The organism is Roseimicrobium gellanilyticum, assembly GCF_003315205.1.
In the GTDB taxonomy this organism is placed as follows: Bacteria; Verrucomicrobiota; Verrucomicrobiia; order Verrucomicrobiales; family Verrucomicrobiaceae; genus Roseimicrobium; species Roseimicrobium gellanilyticum.
Genome location: NZ_QNRR01000004.1, coordinates 88,337 through 105,443, shown reverse-complemented (window position 1 = coordinate 105,443; position 17,107 = coordinate 88,337). Strand labels below are relative to the sequence as shown.

Sequence of the window (17,107 nt, the reverse complement as noted above, 5' to 3'; positions counted from 1 at the left end):
ATGGGAACCTGTGGTGGTTTGAGCGTCAGTCCTTCTATGATGCGGCGGCAGCGACGGCGACGAACTGAAGGATGCACGTAACGGAGCGCTTTGCGTCTTGGAGTGCGGTGGCAAGCTTCAAGCGCGACACCGCTTTGAGCGGAGTTTGAGCAGGCTCCAAACTGGTGAAACTCACCAAGAATCCTGATGCCGGACTTTCAGAAGGTCTGGGGAGTTTGAGCGAAAAACGGGTGTCGGGATATTGCGTCTCTTCGTTCAAAGCGGTGTCGCGCCTTAGCGCTTGCCACCGCACTCCAAGACGCAAAGCGCAGATCCAACTCCTGGAAAATACGACAGCCGCATTCCCCTGTCACACGCCCGCACGCGGAGTGTGCGGACCACCATCACCCCACCCACTCCTGCAGGTCCTCGCGCACCTCGTCGCTCAGTTCCACGCTGTACTCCTTCCCGGCATTCAACACCGCTTCACGTCCGCTGGCCACGGCGATGCGGAACTGCACCTTGGTATTCCCCGGATGCGCTTTGATGATGCCGAAGATCTCCTCCAAATCCTGCTCACTGTGGTCCGCGGAGTTCAACCGCAGCACCAGCATGCCGTTGGTGGAGAGCTTGCCGTTGCCATTGCCGTTCTTCGGCTTCGCGCCTTCCTTCGGTTCCCTGGCCGGCTTGAGCGGCTTGATTTCCTGAGCTGTCAATCGAATCGCGTCGCTGCGATTGTCCTTCTCCGTGCGAGCGCGGATGCCCACGGCGGCGCCGGAGACCATGATGTCTTTGAACTTCTCGTAGGTGTCATTCCACGCGATGCACTCCACCGAGCCGGTGAAGTCTTCCAGAGCGAAGGTGGCGAAAGCGCGGTTGTCCTTCTTGGTAAACTTGATTTCCAGGCGCTCGATGGTGCCCGCGCAGAAGACCTTCTGCTTCTCCTGCTTCATCTCCTGCAGGTCCATGACACGCGTCACATTGTCCTTTTCGAAGACGTAGCGATACTTGTCGAGCGGGTGACCGGAGACAAAGAAACCCAGCAATTCCTTCTCAAAGGCCATCACCTCTTCTTTCGTCCACGGTTTCGGCTTCTGCGCTGCCGTCACCGTGTTGCGGGTGGCGCCCATGTCATCGTCGCCAAAGAGACTCACCACGCCGGCGCGGCGCTCCTTCTGCCGCGAAGCGGCCGCTGAGAGCACCTGGTCGATGCGGGCAAACATCGCCGCGCGATCCTCCTTGGTGAAGTCAAAGGCGCCCACCTTGATGAGCGCTTCCATGAGCCGCTTGTTGATCGCGCGCGAGTCAAGTCGCTGGCAGAAATCCTCCAGGCTCTTGTAGGGCCCGTTCTTCTTGCGCTCTTCCACCGCCTGGGACATCGCGCCCTCGCCCACGTTCTTCACGGCAGAGAGACCGAAGCGGATGGCCTCCGGTACCGTGCTGTCGCCGATGCACTCGGGGGCGAACTTCAGCGCACTCTTGTTCACGTCCGGCGGCAGGATGGTCATGCCCATGCGCTGGCACTCGGAGACGAAGCTGGAGATCTTGTCCGTGTTGTTGACTTCATAGGACAGCACCGCTGCCATGAATTCCACGGGGTAGTTCGCCTTCAGGAAGGCGGTGCGGTAGGTGACGATCCCGTACGCAGCGGAGTGCGACTTGTTGAAGCCGTATCCTGCGAACTTCGCCAGGAGGTCGAAGATGTCGTTCGCCTTGCGGTCGCTGATGCCCACCGTCTTGCCACAGCCCTCCACGAAGATGGCTCGCTGCTGGGCCATCTTCTTCTCATCCTTCTTACCCATGGCGCGGCGCAGTTCGTCCGCAGCACCGAGGGTATAGCCGGCGAGGAGGTTGGCAGCCTTCTGCACCTGCTCCTGGTAGATCAGAATGCCGTACGTTTCCTTGCTGACGTCCTCCAGCAGCGGGTGGAGATACTCCACCTTCTGCTCACCCTTTTTACGCTTGATGAAGTCCGGGATGAGGTCCATCGGGCCCGGACGGTAGAGCGCGAGCAAGGCGATGATTTCCTCGATGCGGTCCGGCTCGAGCTGCTTGCACGTGTTGGACATGCCTCCAGATTCCATCTGGAACACGGCGACCGTCTCGCCCTTGTGCAGAAGCTTGTAAGTGTTCAGGTCGTCGAGTGGAGCCTCCTCGACTTTGAAGTCCGGGAATCGCAGGCGCACGAACTGCACCGCATCATGGATCACACTGAGGGTCTTCAGCCCCAGGAAGTCCATCTTCAACATGCCCACATCCGTGAGCGGGCCCATGGCGAACTGGGCCACCACTTCCTCCGCGGCGCCGAGCGTCAGCGGGATGAAGTTGTCCAGCGGCTGGTCCCCGATAACGATACCCGCCGCGTGGATGCCGGCGTTGCGCGTCATGCCTTCCAGGAAGGTGGCGTACTGCCAGAGCTGCTGTGTGGCGGACTCCTCCGCGATGGCCTTCTTCAGCTCGGGATTCTTTTCCACCGCATCCTCGAGCGTGATGTTCAGCTCAGCGGGAATCATCTTGGAAATGCGGTCCGCATCCCCGTAGCTCATGCCCAGCACGCGACCCACGTCGCGGATCACACTCTTCGCGCCCATGGTGCCGAAGGTGATGATGTGGCTCACGCTGCGCATCCCGTAGTGGTGCCGCACGTAGTCGATCACCTCCGGGCGTCGCGTCTGGCAGAAGTCGATGTCGACGTCAGGCGGTGACTTACGCTCAGGATTCAGGAAGCGCTCGAAGATGAGTCCGAACTGCAGCGGGCAGATATCCGTGATGCCCAGGCAATACGCGACCAGTGAGCCTGCCGCCGAGCCACGGCCCGGTCCTACGGGAATGCCGTGCTCCTTCGCCCAGTTGATGAAGTCCCAGACAATCAGGAAGTAGCTGGTGAAGTTCATCTTCGACATGATGCCCAGCTCGTAGTCCAGGCGCTCACGCAGCGCGGTATCATTCTCGGCGCGCTCCGCGCCGTAGCGCGTCGCCAGCCCCTTGAGGCTCAGATCACGCAGGTAGTCATTCCGGTCGATCCCATTTGGAGGCTGGAACTGCGGATACTTCTCAATGCTCGCGGAGTCGAGCTTCATGGTCACGTTGCAGCGCTCCGCGATCTCCAGCGTGTTGCGACACGCATCCTCGAATCCTTCGAAGAGCTCGTACATCTGCTCCGCCGTCTTCAGATAGACCTCTGGCGAGTAGTGTTTCCGCTTTTCGTCATGCACGTTGGCGCCTTCGCCAATGCAGATCATCACATCGTGTGCCTCATGGTCCTCCTTGTTCAGGAAGTGCACATCATTCGCAGCCACAGTCTTGAGCCCAAACTCCTTTGCGAACTCCGCCAGCTTCACCATGCAGGTATGCTGCTGGGAGCTGCCGTGATTGTGCATTTCCAGGAAGAAATTATCCGCACCGAAGATGTCGCGGAGTTCCACCACACTCTTGCGCGCCTCATCCTCACGATCGGAGAGGATGAATTCATTGATCTCGCCGTTCAGGCAGCCGCTCAGGCAGATGAGTCCCTTGGCATGCTTGGCGAGGAGCTTCTTGTCCACACGCGGTTCGCTCTGATACAGGCCCTCGAGGTGGCCACTGGTCACCAGCTTCACCAGATTGGCGTAGCCTTCATTCGTTTCCGCCAGCAGGGTGAGGTGGGAGGAGCGCTTTCGCCCTGTCACCTCCTTCTTGTCCTCCATGCTCCCCGGGGCCAGGTAGATTTCGCAGCCAATGATGGCTTTGATCCCCGCCTTTTGGCAGGCTTGGTAGAACTCAATGGCTCCAAAGAGATTGCCATGGTCCGTCATGGCCACGGCGGTCATCCCGAGCGCTTTGACCCGCTTCATCAGGTCCGGAATCCGCACTGCCCCATCGAGCATCGAGTATTCCGTGTGCAAATGAAGATGAACAAAGGATTCAGGCATGTGTGAGGAAGGTGCGATAGGGCAGGCTAAATGCGAATGCAAGGTGGTGGGCCAAAGGACTTTTTAGAGCCACCAGACACGATTCTATGGGTTTCTACGTACGAGGACAACTTTCCGCTGGACGGCCCGCAACTTGCTGGCTTTTTGCCTGCCCTTCCAACCCACTTTCCCCATGCCCAAGAAGACCATCCGCGACATCGACATTTCTGGCAAGCGCGTCCTCGTGCGCGTGGACTTCAATGTGCCTCTTGAAGAGAAAGATGGTGCCATGGTGGTGACGGACGACACTCGCATCAAGGAGACGCTCCCCACCCTGAACTACCTCATCGAGAAGGGCGCACGCGTCATTCTCGCCAGCCACCTCGGCCGCCCGAAGGGCAAGCCGGACCCCAAGCAGTCCCTCAAGCCCGCCGTCGCCAAGCTTTCCGACCTTCTCGGAAAGCCCGTCGCCTTCGCGGATGACTGCATCGGCAACGAAGCCAAGTCCAAGGCGCTCGCCCTCAAGGACGGCGAAGTCCTGGTGCTGGAGAACGTGCGCTTCCACGCTGGAGAAGAGAAGAACGACGCCGCCCTGGCCAAGTCCCTCTCCGAGCTGGCTGAGGTGTATGTGAACGACGCCTTCGGCTCTGCCCACCGCGCCCACAGCTCCACCGCCGGTGTGGCTGATTTCCTTCCCGCCGTCTCCGGCCTCCTCATGGAGAAGGAGCTGGCCTACCTGCACGACGAGCTGGAGAACCCCGAGCGCCCCTTCGTGGTGATCCTCGGCGGCGCCAAGGTGAATGACAAGATCGAGGTCATCAACCGCCTGCTCGACAAGGCGGACACCATCATCATCGGCGGCGGCATGGCCTACACCTTCCGCAAGCTGGTGCAGGGCATCTCCATCGGCAAGAGCCTGTACAAGCCTGACTGGGAACCGATCGCACAGGCCGCCATCGACAAGGCGAAGAAGAACGGCGTGAAGCTCCTCATCCCCGTGGACGCCCTCATTACGGACGCCTTCGACTTCGACGCCAAGAAGCTCGGCGAGACCAAGTACACCGGCGTGAACGAGAGCATCCCGGACGGCTGGGAAGGCGTGGACATCGGTCCGGAATCCGTAAAGCTCTTCGCGGAAGAGGTTTCCAAGGCCAAGACCGTGGTGTGGAACGGCCCCATGGGGGTCTTCGAAATCAAGACGTCTGCCAAGGGCACCTTTGACATCGCCGAGGCCGTGGCCGCGAACTCCGGCGCCAAGACCATCATTGGCGGCGGCGACAGCGTGAAGGCCGTGAAAAAGGCCGGCGTGGCAAACAAGGTCACTTTCATCTCGACCGGCGGCGGGGCGAGCCTCGAACTACTGGAGGGCAAAGAACTGCCCGGAGTTGCTGCGCTACAGGACAAATAACTATATTCACTTCCCCATCAGCACCTTTTTTCTTGCCGACTGATTGACGATTTTCTGATACTGCAGACCCGCCTACTCCAGCCCCCAAATGCTCCCTGTATTCCGCAAACCGATTGTCGCCGCCAACTGGAAGATGAACAATCCTCCGTCCGAGACGGAGAAGTTTCTGCGTTCCTTTCTCCGCGTCCTTCCTGAGAAGACGGGCGTGCAGGTGGTGATTGTGCCTCCCTATCTCTCCCTGCCGAAGGCACAGGAGCTCATCCAGGGTGGCCGCTCGGAGACCGTGGAGCTCGGTGCGCAAAACATGAGCCAGCACGCCGGTGGCGCCTACACGGGTGAAATCAGCGCGGTGATGCTCAAGGAGTGCGGCGTGCGTCACGTCATCGTCGGTCACAGCGAGCGCCGCGCCATGTATGGCGAGACGAACGCGATTGTGAACGCCAAGCTCCTCGCCGCCCTTGAGGCGCGCATCCACCCCATCCTCTGCGTGGGTGAGACGCTGGAAGAGCGCGATGCCGGCAAGATTGAGCAGGTGCTCGAATCCCAGACCCGCGAGAGCCTCGCCAACGTGGGCTCCCGCCGTCTGCTGGACGTGGTCATCGCCTACGAACCCGTGTGGGCTATCGGCACCGGCCGCACCGCCTCCCCGGAGCAGGCGCAGGAGGCACACGCCTTCATCCGCAAGGTGCTCGGCGAAATGTTCGACGAAGACACCGCCCGCAAAATCCGCATCCAGTACGGTGGCAGCGTGAAGCCCAGCAACATGGCTGAGCTCATCTCCCAGCCCGACGTGGACGGCGCCCTCGTGGGCGGCGCAAGCCTCGAAAGCGGCAGCTTCTACGAAATCGTGAAAGCCTGCAGCAATCACGTGACCGAGCCCCGCGGCGCGTAAGCAGCGAATTTAGAAAGTAGTCCGCCGGGCCCCGGCGGTCATGACGAATGGCAGGTCGCAGGACCTGCCGTTTTTCTTTTGGTGTCTTCCAATGAACTCACCACCGCGCCCATGGGGACACTTGTGTGGCGAAGCCACCTTGGACTGCGCGCAGCCCTGCTGCCGCTTTCCCTGAGCGCAGCCTGCTGCGCGCTTCACCGCGACGCAGTCGCCAAGCTTCTCAGGATGCGTCACCTTGCAAGCGAGTGTCACCATCGCCACAGCAGGCTGTGGACTCTGGAAAGCGGCAGCAGGGCTGCGCGCAGTCCAGGGACGCTTCGCGTCACAGCGTCCGAATCTGTCGTGTGTATCACGCCGCTTTCTAGTCCTGACACACCTACTCTGCGAGATGGACTTCGTAAATCGTCAGCTTCAGAGAACCAGCGATCATCAACACAGCGTCAGAAACAATCCGCCAGTCGCGACGTTCGAATACACCAGTAGCACCGTACTCCTGTTGACCTGCTGACTTCCAATTCCATGAGAACGCTCTCCCCTTTCCTCGCTGTCTGCCTCGCCCTTTCTTGTGTATCCCTCGCTCCCTCGCAGGACACCACAGCGAAACCTGCGGGTGCAGCAACCACGCCTTCCCAAGCCGAGCTTGAAGCTGAGTTCACCAAGATGCTCACGGAGGCCACCCTCACCGGCCGCTGGAGCGGCGTGAAGGAAGGCGAACTCACCGAGGAGCGCAACGAGTCCTACAACATCACCAGTGTCGCCAAGGTGGAGGGTGACAAGTGGACCGTGAACGCCCGCGTGAAATACAAAGGAGCCGACTTCCCCATCGCCATCCCTGCAAAGGTGAACTGGGCCGGTGACACTGCCGTGATGAGTGTGGTCGATCTCACCATGCCCGGCGGCAACACCTACTGGGCCCGCGTTCTCTTCTACAAGAACACCTACGCCGGCTCCTGGGGTGTCGCAGGGGGTGGCGTCGGTGGGCTGCTGAATGGGCTGGTGACGCAGAAGTGACCGGCCTTTTTTAGAACATCTTCAACAAAACGATGGCCTCTACAGGGGTACGCCGAAGGCGTTAGACATTGTCCAGCCCAAGGTAAGCTTCGCCGCGAAGCGGCAAGCGCCACCTTGGGTACCGAGTTCGAGATGCTGAACGCTGGAAGCGTTCCACAAGAGCGCTGCAAGGAGATAGCCGCCATAGCCTAGATATGGCAGTGCCTTCTGTTGAACTCTTTCAGAGTTCCTGCGCTTCGTCTATCTCACCCAAAGTGGCGCCTGCTTCGCAGGCTGACCTTGGGCTGGACAATGTACAACGCCTTCGGCGTAAAAAGGCTGCAAGTTAGATGACAATGTTTCGCCAACGCGAATCCTTGCCTCCTAACGTAATTGCTGTTCGCATTCGCGCCCTGAAGGGTCGCAGGAGCCCAGCCTAGGGTTAGGGAGCCTTGGCGACCGACACCCTAGGTAAGCAGGAAATAGATGCCGCTCTGAAAGAGCGGAGGAGAAGGTCGCCTCGCTCACTTACTCCGCTTCACCCACCCACCTGCCTTCTCACCGTCGTCCCGGGATTCATCAAATCATCCCGCTCCAATCCGGTGATGCGCGTTAGCTGCTTCAGCAGGCGGAAGAACACGACCAGCATGACCACCATCATGGGCACGCCGATGACGAGCATGCCCATCCAGTTGAGCTTGGCCATGCCTTTCATGAAGGCCTCGGTCGCGGGCTCCTTGCCTCCGAGGAGATGCATCGCCAGGAAGAAATTCAAAACGGAACTCACCAGCATGCCCAAGCCCAATTCACACGAGGCGCGGAAGAGAGCCTTCTTGTAGTCGGCCTGACGCTGCGGTGTGTTCAGCGCCGCCTTCATGGCTTCCAGATTGATCACGTGCGGCTGCATGATGAGCGCATTGATGAGCGGCTTCCCAAGGCGATGGCTCAACGGGAACGCCAGCCCGATGATGATGGGAATGGTGCTCTCCTTCACCGCGAACCAGAAGGCGGGCAGCTTCAACAGACCCAGGCTGCCGGTAATGAGGATGGTCACGAAGCCGAGGACGGAGAAGAGATTCCACCCCTTCTTCTGGATGAAGCACCAGATGCCGAAGCCAACCGGAAACGCGAGGCTCACCACCAGCGCCCATAGGGGACCGAGCCGCTCCGGCGTGCTCAGCTTGTCCAGCACCAGCGAGGGCAGGATGATGGTAAGAGCAATCTCAAGGAGCGGGTTGGGCGGGGGCTGATGCGGAGCGGAAGCTTGGGTCACGGGGCAACCAACCGCATGCCGGGGCGCTGGCAAGCGGAAGACGCGCCACACACGACCATTTGCCTAAGCTTCGCACGGGTGCATCGTTGTATTCTGCGATGCTCCCCCGGTTCCCCCTTGCCACCTTCCTTGTGACCCTGACCCTCGCGCCCTGCCTGGGGGCCAAGGATTTTGACAAGGACGTGAAGCCCATCCTGAAGGAGCACTGCTACGAGTGCCACAGCGAGGAGGCCAAGAAGGAGAAGGCCGGCTTCGTCTTCGACAACAAGACCCGCCTCAAGAAGGACATCGGCCCGAACCTCATCATCGAGCCCGGCGACCCCGCCTCCAGCCATTTCTTGGAAGTCATCGCAAACCCGGATGCGAAGAACCACATGCCGCCGAACAAGAATCTGAGCAGCAAGGACATTGCCACCCTGCGGGAATGGATCTCCGTCGGCGCGCCGCTGGACAAGGATGCTCCCAAGGTCGCGGCCAAGAAGGAGCTGCCGCCCATCATGTCCTGGACCAATGCCGAAGGCCGGAAGATCCGCGCCGGCTTCGGCGGCATCGAGGGTGAGAATGTCATCTTCAAGATGCCCAACGGTCAGCGCATCAGTTACCCGATTGCCAATCTGGCCCCCGAAAGCCAGGCCCAAGCCCGCGAAGCAGCGGCTCCTTAAACGTAGCTCGCGAGTCCCTTCGCGAGTCAGTCGGTCTATGCCGTAGATTGCAGCGATTTCGTTCGCCTCGCCCTTCAAGGTGAGCGTCCCTCAATCAGAAAATGCGGTAGGGATGCTCTCCTGCGCGTCCGAATATGGCGGGCGGAGGCGGTGGGGAATGCAGCGTTGCAAGGCGATTTCGTGCCGCAGCTCCGCTCCACCTCCGCCCATCTAATGCAAGACGCGCAGGAGCACATCCCTACCGCATTTTTTTGAGGAAGCGGCGACTACAGAGAGTGGTCCCTGACCTCGGCTGACTTGGGAACCCACCGGTCCTTCCTCGCGAACGCCCCCCTCCCCCATGTACAATCCCGCCATTCACCCGGGGAGTTCTCGCTCTACGCCAGTGCACATTCGACATTGATTTTCTTATCGGCTTTGGTGACATCAGTTCACCCATGCCCGCCTCCTCCCCCGCCCTCCGCTTTCTCGAAGCTTCCGAACGCCTTCTCACCCGCGCCCGCGCGCAGGAATCCCAGATTCAGCAGGCGGCGGACTGGTTCGCGGAGACCATCCTGAAGGGGCAGATGGTGCACGTCTTCGCCAGCGGGCACAGCCGCATCATGGTGGAGGAGATGTGGCCCCGCTACGGGTCCTTCCCGGGCTTCAACCCCATCGTGGAACTCTCCCTCACCTTCCACAATCTCGTGGTCGGCGCGAACGGCCAGAGGCAAGCCATGTTCCTGGAGAACGTCAGCGGCTTCGCGGCGCGCATCTTGAGAAATTTCGCCCTGCAGGAAGGGGACTGCGCCCTCGTCATCTCCAGCAGCGGCTGCAATGTGGTGCCCGTGGAAATCGCGGAGGAGTTCCAAAAGCGCGGCGTCCGCGTAGTCGCGCTCATCAGCCAGGAGCACAGCGATGCCAGCACCAGCCGCCATCGTGATGGCAAGAAGCTCCAGGACTTCGCTGACCTCGTGCTCGACACCGGTGCGCCCATTGGAGACGCCATGGTAAAAATCGACAACCTCGAAACGCCCGTGGCTCCCGGTTCCACGGTGGGAGGTTGCCTCATCATCAATGCCATCAAGGCCGAAGTCGCCGACCGTCTCACCAAAGCCGGACACCCTCCCAAGGTCCTGACCGCCGGAGCCGTCTGCGGTGCAGAAAAAGCCACTGCACTCTTCGAGGCCGCCTACGACGAACACGCCCGCCGCATCAGCCGCTACTACGCTGGCCTTGGGGTCTAACCCACCCCACGAGTCCTTGGACTCTCTCAGTCCTCCACCACTCCAGTATTCCAGTACTCCATCATTCCGCCCCCTCACCCCTCCTCACGATGAAAGACAAGCCACTCCGCACCTCCGTCATCGGCAGCTATCCCTTCCCCGGCTGGCTGGAGTTTTCCTCACAGCACCTCGACAAGTTCGGCTCAGAGGACATCAAGGAAATGCAGGATGACGCAGCACGCGTGGCCATCGGCGATCAACTCGATGCCGGGCTCGATGTCATCACGGATGGCGAGCAGACACGCTTTGATTTTAATCTCTCGTTCTACGGCTTCATCGAGGGCATCGCGCTCGAACCTGCCAGCCCCCGCCGCTTCGGCCCACCCGCGCATGATCAACGTGGGAAGCATGCCATCGTGGGCACGCTCGCAGCGCCGCGTGGACTCGGCGCGGTAGAGGAGTTTGAGCGCCTGCAGCGCCTCGCGCCCAAGGGCGTGCCTCTCAAGGTTTCCGTTCCCGGGCCATACACGCTCTCAGGACGCCTCGCCCCCAATGAGGAGTACAAGGATCGCTTCGCCATCACCCAGGCATTGCTGCCCCTGGTGAGAAAGGAAATCGAAGACCTCGTGCGAGCCGGTTGCAAGGAGATCTGCGTGGATGAACCCAGCATGAGCTGCTACGGCTACAAGGAGGATACACGCCGCTTTGTCAGCATCTTCAACCACACCGTGGAGCCCGCGCGCGGCAAATCCCGCATCTGCACGCACCTGTGCTTCGGCAACTTCAAGGGTCATCCCGTCGGCTGGCGCAAGTACGCCCCGCTCTTCCCCGCCTTCCTCGACCTGCACGCCGATGAGGTCCACGTGGAGATGGCGAACCGCGAGTACGCCGAGCTGGATGTCATCAAGCCCATGGCGGAAAAATACGACGTGGCCGTGGGCGTGATCGACGTGAAGAGCTACCACGTCGAAACACCCGAGCAGATCGCCGATGCCGTGCGCGCTTCCTTGAAATTCGCACCCGCCGATCGCCTCGTCTTCGCCCCCGACTGCGGCCTCAGCCAGACGGCGAGATGGGCCGCGAAGAAGAAACTCGCGAACATGGTGGCGGGGGTGGAGATGGTAAGGAAGGAGCTGTGAAGCTCGCTTTTGTTTCGCCAACCAAGCTCAAAGCTGCCAAGCTGTCCCTGTGAGCGTTCAAAACACTGCGACATCGGACCCTGCTTTTCTTGCCAGGCTCGAAAGTTGGGTTCGGAGCGCCGGAGAAATTCTGGTGCTCATTCGCTACGCATATAGCGGAGGAGCAAAATCATTTGAGTTCTTCTCGTCGTTCCGAGAACTGGCTTCCAGGATTGAAAAGTTACCTCCACTCACCAGTGTCATCGCCTTTCGGTTGCCACAACTCCCACTGCGGGGTGTCGTAACCGATGACTTCATTTCGCAGTGCCTCGCAGATATTCCGGACGGTCCTGAATATCTCGTGGTGGAGTTGGCGCGACGCACCGCCGGTTCACAGTCGTGGTTTCACTTCGATTCGGGTGAATCGCATGAGGAGTTGAAAGTGAGCCTTGAATACTCACGCGATGCTCTCGTGGCGGTCGGTCTCTGGCCGGACTGGCTGTATGACAACAATGACGTTACTTCGGCCATCGTACCAGATGCTTCTGGTTCGGTGAAAGGGGGAGCCTACTAGAGCACCTTAAGTGTTGACGCAGCTGTTTCTACGCCGAAGGCGTTGTACATTGTCCAGCCCAAGGTCAGCTTGCGAAGCAAGCGCCACCTTGGGTCTATGAGATCAAGATGCTGAACGCTGAAAGCGTTCTACAAAGGAGTCGCATCGTGGAGGAGGTAACCCTGATCAGTTGCTTCTCTGTGGAACCCATTCTGGGTTCAAATGCTCTTTCGGGCCAACCCAAGGTGGCGCTTGCTTCGCAAGCTGACCTTGGGCTAGCAGTGTTTAACGCCTTCGGCGTAAATGCGGCTACAGATTGGATAAAAATTTTCCAGTAAACATCCCCTCTTCCAAGCCGTCCATTTTCACTTTGCAGCGTCACCTGCATATCAGCATGATGAGTTCCCCATCAACTTTTCTCTGGAGCGATGTCTGGTTGCTCACCTCCATTTGTCTTGCGGGTCCGAGAGGCAGCGCCGTTTCTCTTGAGACCATCATTGGTGTGGGAGACGGCATCAACCACGCCATCTTCACACCCTCTGAAGTGAATGGCGGCTTTAGCCGGTTGCAGAGAGCAGGCATCATCAGGGTTCACGAAGATGGATGCTCATTGACACCAGCTGGCGAAAAATTGGTGACGCCATCTTTGAAAAAGCCACTCAGCCTCGCAAAACGCATGGAGCATATTCGCAAGCAACTGGGAGCCGAGGACTGGAAGCCTGGCACCGATCCTCATGCAGCCGACGACGCTGAGACCGAAGTGCGGTACGTTGATGACGCCATGTTCGATGCGGCTTACAAGGCTTACAAAAACAGCATGAAGAGGACAAAAAAGAAGAAGTGACCGCTTCTCCCCCTCGTCTGCCCAATTCGTTTCCGCTTTTCCATTTACACAGCCGGGTCTTTTCCCCTTGAATGGAATCCCGCCAGAGCGGAACTTCCCTTTCCCCCGCATGCTGATCAAACCCGTGCTGCAGAACGGCGCCCTGCTCGCCGACATCCACAACGCCTCCAATGGGGGCGACCGCCTGCATCTCTGGTGGCTGGGGCAGAGTGGGTTCCTGTTGAAGTGCGCGGGTGAATTCCTCCTGCTGGATCCCTACCTCTCCGACTCGCTCACGAAGAAATACGCGAAGTCGGACAAGCCTCACGTCCGCATGACGGACCTGTGCATCTCCCCGGAGAAGCTGGACATGGTGGGCGTGGTCACCAGCAGCCACCAGCACACGGATCATTTCGATGAAGAAACCCTGCGCCCCTTGGCAAAGGCGAGCGGCGGCATCAAGCTCGTGCTGCCGGAGGCCAACCTGCCGCAGGCTCGCAAGCGGTTGCCGGATTCCGGCATCGAGTATCTCGGGCTGAATGACGGCCAATCTCTCACGGTAAACGGCTGGGAATTCACCGGCGTGGCCGCGGCGCACAACCAGGTGGACCGCGACTCGCAGGGGCGCTGCCACTACCTTGGCTTCATCATCCGGCGCAACGGCATCACCATTTATCATAGCGGCGATACGAAGTGGCATGACGGCCTCATCGAGCCACTGCGCCATGCCCGCTGCGACCTGATGCTCCTGCCCATCAACGGCGACAAGCCTGAGCGCCGCGTGGCAGGCAATCTGAATGGCACCGAAGCCGCCGCCCTCGCCAAGGCCTGCGACGCCGGACTGGTGGTCCCGTGCCACTACGAGATGTTCAAGTTCAACACGGACACCACGGAGGAATTCGTGGCCACCTGCACCCGTCTCGGCCAGGCGCACCACCTCATGCGGTGTGGCAGCCGGCTGACGGTGGGGGGAAGGTAGGACGTGAACGTCAGGTAAACGATCTGGATACTGTGACGCGAAGCGTCCTTGGACTGCGGCAGCCTGCTGCCGCTTTCCTGAAGTGCAGCCTGCTGCGCGTTCCACCGCGACGAAGTCGCCAAGCTTTTCCAGACACATCGCACTACGAGCGAGTATCACCATCGCCACAGCAGGCTGTGGACTCTTCAAAGCGGCAGCAGGCTGCCGCAGTCCAAGGACGCTTCGCGTCACAGCGCCAGGATCAGTCGTGTATGTTTCGCTCTCCTCGGGTACAAGAGGCAGTGAACACGGACAGTAAACGGGAACAACTTCCCGAAAGCCCGCGCCTCCTCCCGCGTTTATGCCGCACGCACCTCCTCTCATGATCACGCGCACGCTTCTCTTCCTGGCAGTCCTGCTTTCGCTCTGTGGCACCTCACGCCTGCATGCCGCAGACCGGCCGAACATCCTGTGGCTCACCACGGAGGACATCGGGCCAAACCTCGGCTGCTACGGAGACACGTATGCGGTGACGCCGAACCTCGACGCCTTCGCAAAACGATCCCAGCTTTTCCTCAACGCCTGGTCGAATGCACCCGTCTGTGCACCGGCACGCACGGCCATCATCAGTGGCATGTACCCCCCGTCCACCGGCAGCGAGCACATGCGCAGCAGTGTGCCGCTTCCCGAGGGAGTGAAGATGTATCCCCAGATGTTGCGCGAAGCGGGCTACTACTGCACGAACAACGCGAAGGAAGACTACAACCTGCAAAAAACCAAGACTCCCGAAGACAAGGATGCCGTCTGGGATGCCAGCGGGAAGAATGCTCACTGGAAGAATCGCAAGGATGGCCAGCCCTTCTTTGCCATCTTCAACTTCACCAACACGCATGAGAGCCAGATTCGCCAGCCTGGGCACAAGCTGGTGCATGATCCGGCGAAGGCGAATGTGCCGCCTTACCACCCTGATACACCGGAGTCGCACCACGACTGGGCACAATACGCGGACAACATCACGGAAATGGATGGCCTCTTCGCCGCGAAGCTCAAAGAAATGGAAGACGCCGGCCTCGCGGAGGACACCATTGTCTTCTTTTACGGGGACCACGGCGCGGGCATGCCACGCCACAAACGCTGGCCCTACAACAGCGGCTTGCGTGTCCCCTTCATCGTCCATTTCCCGAAGAAGTGGGAACACCTCGCGCCAAAGGGCTATGCTGCCGGCGCGAAGTCAGAGGAACTCATCAGCTTTGTGGATCTCTCCCCCACCCTGCTGAGCATCATCGGACAGCCTGCGCCCGACTATCTGCAAGGTCGCGCCTTTTGTGGCAGTCATGCGAAGCCCGCGCCGGAGTTCCTGTATGGATTCCGCGGGAGAATGGATGAGCGGCAGGACCTGGTGCGCAGCGTGACGGATGGCCGCTACGTATACATTCGCCAGTACATGCCTCACCTGCCCTACGGCCAGCACATCAACTACATGATGCAGATGCCCACCGCCCAAGTGTGGAAGAAAGCCTATGATGAAGGCCGCGCCACGCCAGAGCAGGCCATGTTCTGGAAAGCAACCAAACCATCAGAAGAGCTCTACGATCTGCAGAGTGATCCCCATGAAGTGAAGAACCTCGCTGGTGATCCTGCTCATGTGGCCACGCTCGACAAGCTTCGCGCCGCGAATGAAAAGCACCTGAAGGACACGCGTGACCTCGGGTTCATCCCTGAGGCGGAGCGACTGAAAGTCAGCGGCGATCGCTCACCCAGAGATGCCTTCGTCTCGGAGGACGTGTATCCCTTTGATCAGGTCTTAGCCATGGCGCGTGCCGCCAGTGACACCTCAGGCTCTGGCAAGGATGCAGCACCTTTCATCGCGGGTCTGTCCCACAACAATGCCGTGGTGCGCTACTGGGCGGCGCTCGGGCTCCACATAAGGGGGGCCGCAGCAGTGGGGATGGGACACAAGGCCTTGCGAAAAGCCTTTGCTGACAGCAGCGTCAGTGTTCGCATTGCCGCAGCCAACGCCCTCGCCACTCATGATGGCAACGGTCCCTACGCTGCAGTAGCGATGGAGGTCCTGATTGCCTATGCAGATGCCAGAAGAGCGGGCAACGCCACCGCGATGGAAGCACTCAGCGCGCTGGGAAATCACGTGGAGAAGCTGAAACCCTACGCGGACAAAATCGCCGCCCTCCCTGATGGCGCTCCAGGTACCGAGCAGCGTCTCAAGGAGTATGTACCGCGCCTGAAGGAGAAGCTGAATGCGGACCTCGGGATCACTGCGAAGCCGTGAGCTCGTTTGGATGGCACCCACGGCTCTGCGCCATCAGGCGTCATTCACCATCGGGAAGAGCTTGGCATGGCTCTTTCCCGTGATGGCCGCTGCCACTGGATGCCTCACGCGCCGCTCGGTGGTGATGGCGAAGTAGTCGCTGCCGCATTCCTCCACCCGGGCAATCACTTTCAATCCGTACTGTTTGAGAGCCGTGGTGCTCACTGCCGTGGGAATGGCCGTGAATCCCAACTCGCCCTGAGCTGCCGCAACCATCATGAGGGTGGCGCTTTCAAACTCGGCCACGACTTTCGGTCGAATGGATTGGGAATCAAACCATGTATCAAGCGCGATGCGACCGCCCATGTTCTCGCTCGGGAGCAGTGCAGGTGCGTTGTGAAGGGAGCGCGGGAAATTCCGCCGGAGCTTGGGCACAAGGCTCGGAGCTGCGCAGAAAGTCACGCCGGAGCGTCCCAGGCGATGATTGTACACCTTTGACTTGAGGCCGCTGGAGGCAGGTTCGTCGGACAACACAATGTCGAGCCGGTGGGCGTGGAGTTGATGGATGAGCGGTGCCAGCTCGGCCTGGCGGCAGACGACATGCGTGGGTACAGCGAACTGAAATGCGGGTTTCAGGATCTCAAACGCGATCTGCTTGGAGAGCGCGTCCGTCATGCCGACATTGAGCCTCAGGGCCTTTCGATTACCGGGAAGGTGCTTGAGGGAGTTCACCAGTTCGCGCCCCGCGGAGAAGATATCGTCCGCGTAGGCCATGGCCATCTGCCCCGCCTCCGTCAGTGCAATGCCACGACCTTTTCGTTGAAACAGCTTTTCCCCCAAGGACTCCTCAAGACTGCGGAGTTGTGCGCTGATGGCGGGCTGCGACACATGCAGCTCCTCGGCCGCCCTGCGGACACTGCCTTTCCGGGCAACCATCCAGAAATAGCGGAGGTGGTGGAAGTTGAGCTGTTCCATGAGATCTTGAACGATAACTTTATCTTATCGGTTGCATCAAAATGCAATCATTGTGGAACATTGGCCAACTGGTACCGTGGTCGCGTGAAGCTGCAGTGAAGTTGTCCTGTTTACC

13 protein-coding genes are annotated in these 17,107 nt (G+C 59.9%); 10 read left to right on the top strand and 3 right to left on the bottom strand.

Annotation, left to right across the window (positions count from 1 at the left end; translation table 11 throughout):
* Positions 1 to 383: 383 nt before the first annotated feature.
* A complete protein-coding gene (dnaE, locus tag DES53_RS12950) occupies positions 384 to 3,890 on the bottom strand; it encodes a DNA polymerase III subunit alpha (protein WP_113958702.1) in 3,507 nt (1,168 codons plus the stop codon).
* A 172-nt stretch (positions 3,891 to 4,062) separates the two neighbouring features.
* On the opposite strand from dnaE, the gene DES53_RS12945 reads away from it, so the two are divergent.
* The 3 genes from DES53_RS12945 (at position 4,063) to DES53_RS12930 (ending at position 7,180) form a co-directional block, all read left to right on the top strand.
* On the top strand, positions 4,063 to 5,277 hold the full coding sequence (locus tag DES53_RS12945) for a phosphoglycerate kinase (protein ID WP_113958701.1): 1,215 nt from the start codon (positions 4,063 to 4,065) through the stop codon (positions 5,275 to 5,277).
* An 88-nt stretch (positions 5,278 to 5,365) separates the two neighbouring features.
* Positions 5,366 to 6,169: a triose-phosphate isomerase gene (gene tpiA, locus DES53_RS12940; protein ID WP_113958700.1), complete on the top strand. Its 804-nt coding sequence runs from the start codon at positions 5,366 to 5,368 to the stop codon at positions 6,167 to 6,169.
* 519 nt (positions 6,170 to 6,688) lie between these two features.
* Entirely contained in the window at positions 6,689 to 7,180 is a 492-nt protein-coding gene (locus DES53_RS12930) for a hypothetical protein (RefSeq protein ID WP_113958698.1), read from the top strand.
* Positions 7,181 to 7,697: 517 nt separating this feature from the next.
* On the opposite strand, the gene DES53_RS12925 is transcribed toward DES53_RS12930, so the two are convergent.
* Positions 7,698 to 8,432 carry a VC0807 family protein gene (locus DES53_RS12925; RefSeq protein ID WP_113958697.1) on the bottom strand — a complete coding sequence of 245 codons (735 nt, stop codon included), beginning with the start codon at positions 8,430 to 8,432 and terminating at the stop codon, positions 7,698 to 7,700.
* Between the two features lie 98 nt (positions 8,433 to 8,530).
* On the opposite strand from DES53_RS12925, the gene DES53_RS12920 reads away from it, so the two are divergent.
* The 7 genes from DES53_RS12920 (at position 8,531) to DES53_RS12885 (ending at position 16,038) form a co-directional block, all read left to right on the top strand.
* Entirely contained in the window at positions 8,531 to 9,094 is a 564-nt protein-coding gene (locus tag DES53_RS12920) for a c-type cytochrome domain-containing protein (RefSeq protein ID WP_113958696.1), read from the top strand.
* 437 nt (positions 9,095 to 9,531) lie between these two features.
* Positions 9,532 to 10,320 carry a sugar isomerase domain-containing protein gene (locus tag DES53_RS12915; RefSeq protein WP_113958695.1) on the top strand — a complete coding sequence of 263 codons (789 nt, stop codon included), beginning with the start codon at positions 9,532 to 9,534 and terminating at the stop codon, positions 10,318 to 10,320.
* Positions 10,321 to 10,409: 89 nt separating this feature from the next.
* On the top strand, positions 10,410 to 11,438 hold the full coding sequence (locus tag DES53_RS12910) for a methionine synthase (RefSeq protein WP_113958694.1): 1,029 nt from the start codon (positions 10,410 to 10,412) through the stop codon (positions 11,436 to 11,438).
* A 253-nt stretch (positions 11,439 to 11,691) separates the two neighbouring features.
* Positions 11,692 to 11,991, top strand: coding sequence for a hypothetical protein (locus DES53_RS12905; RefSeq protein WP_147263383.1), 300 nt, complete (start codon positions 11,692 to 11,694; stop codon positions 11,989 to 11,991).
* Positions 11,992 to 12,364: 373 nt separating this feature from the next.
* The gene (locus DES53_RS12895) at positions 12,365 to 12,814 is read left to right on the top strand and encodes a hypothetical protein (RefSeq protein ID WP_113958691.1); all 450 of its coding nucleotides are present in this window, start codon (positions 12,365 to 12,367) and stop codon (positions 12,812 to 12,814) included.
* A gap of 109 nt (positions 12,815 to 12,923) precedes the next feature.
* Positions 12,924 to 13,772: an MBL fold metallo-hydrolase gene (locus tag DES53_RS12890; protein ID WP_113958690.1), complete on the top strand. Its 849-nt coding sequence runs from the start codon at positions 12,924 to 12,926 to the stop codon at positions 13,770 to 13,772.
* Between the two features lie 361 nt (positions 13,773 to 14,133).
* Positions 14,134 to 16,038 carry a sulfatase-like hydrolase/transferase gene (locus DES53_RS12885; RefSeq protein ID WP_113959062.1) on the top strand — a complete coding sequence of 635 codons (1,905 nt, stop codon included), beginning with the start codon at positions 14,134 to 14,136 and terminating at the stop codon, positions 16,036 to 16,038.
* A 33-nt stretch (positions 16,039 to 16,071) separates the two neighbouring features.
* On the opposite strand, the gene DES53_RS12880 is transcribed toward DES53_RS12885, so the two are convergent.
* A complete protein-coding gene (locus DES53_RS12880) occupies positions 16,072 to 16,992 on the bottom strand; it encodes a LysR family transcriptional regulator (protein WP_113958689.1) in 921 nt (306 codons plus the stop codon).
* Positions 16,993 to 17,107 lie beyond the last annotated feature (115 nt).